The sequence below is a fragment of the Paractinoplanes rhizophilus genome (genome assembly GCF_042664765.1).
GTDB classification, from domain to species: domain Bacteria; phylum Actinomycetota; class Actinomycetes; order Mycobacteriales; family Micromonosporaceae; genus Actinoplanes; species Actinoplanes rhizophilus.
Map to the genome: position 1 here is coordinate 1 of NZ_JBHTBJ010000117.1, position 1,250 is coordinate 1,250.

Here is a 1,250-nt window from a genome sequence, read left to right on the forward strand (position 1 = left end):
GCGAATTGGTTGACGGTGACGGAGCCGCCGAGCGCGTTGGTGGCGTAGTTGAAGATGCCGTACCGGTAGCCCATGAAGAATTGCCAGTCGTTGTTGAGCGTGAAGGCGGGCCCGAGGGGTGTGAAGGTGGTGCCGTTGGTGCTGTAGGAGAACGTGGCGGTGCGGCCGGAGCCGGGCTGGATGTTCGCCGATACCCGTAGCCAGATCCGGCCGCCGGACACGGTGGTGCCGGCTTGTTCGGTTCCGGTGCCGGTGGTGGTCCAGCCGTTGGTCGACATGGTCAGCCCGGTGGTCATCGACACCCGGGTGGTGCCGTTGTCTTTACGGATGCCGATCCACGCGGATTGGTCGCGTAGCATCGCCAGTCCGGCGCGGTCGCCGTTGGTCATGCTGGTGTAGTCGAGTTGGATGGTCGCGGTCGATGAGGGTCCTTGGATGCGGCGGGTGAGGGTGTTGCGGGCGTTGTAGAGGTCGTTGGTGACGGTGGCGGTGGACAGTCGTAGCCCGTTGCCGGTACTGAACTTGCTGGTGTCGGGGTTGTGGTTCCACTCGTATTGCGGTCCCAGGGCGGTGCCGGTGAAGGTGTCGGTCCCGGTCATCGAGGCCAGCGGGTGCCAGGGCAGGTTGGGCCGCGGGTAGCTGTTGCCCCACCGGCCGTTGACGGTTTGCAGGACCGGCCAGCCGTCGCCGCTCCAGCTGATCGGGGCGAGGGTGGGCATCCGGCCGCCGGGGTAGGCGTCGGTGAACGCCATGTACCACCAGTCGCCGTTCTGGGTTTGCACGAGGCCGCCCTGGTGCGGGACCCCGCCGCCGGAGATCGGGCCGGGCAGGTTGAGCAGTACCTGGCGTTGCTCGTACGGTCCCCACGGGCTGGTCGAGCGCAGCACGTACTGGCCGTTGGCGGGGCGGGTCACCCAGATGTAGTAGTAGTTGCCCCGCTTGTACATGCGGGAGCCCTCCAGGGTGCCGATGCTCGACGGGGTCTGGTAGACGGTCTGCGACCGCACCTCGGAGGTCAGGTCCGGCGAGAGCTGGGCGACGCTGATCGTGGTGTTGCCGTACGCGACGTAGGGGGTGTCGTTGTCGAAGAGCAGACCGGCGTCGTAGTAGCACTTGTTGATCCGGGCCTTCTTCGCCCAGCCGCCGCTGACCGACGCCGACGTGTACACGTAGGTGCGGTTGAACTCGGTGCAGCCCAGCCAGTAATAGGTGCTGTTGCTCGGCCGGTAGTTGAACGCCGACGCCCAGAT

Annotated in this window: 1 protein-coding gene; it reads right to left on the reverse strand. The window is 66.4% G+C overall.

The features are described 5' to 3' along the window. The coding region (locus ACFQS1_RS40465; RefSeq protein WP_378978380.1) for a glycoside hydrolase family 43 protein at positions 1–1,250 on the reverse strand (1,250 nt) is incomplete at both ends.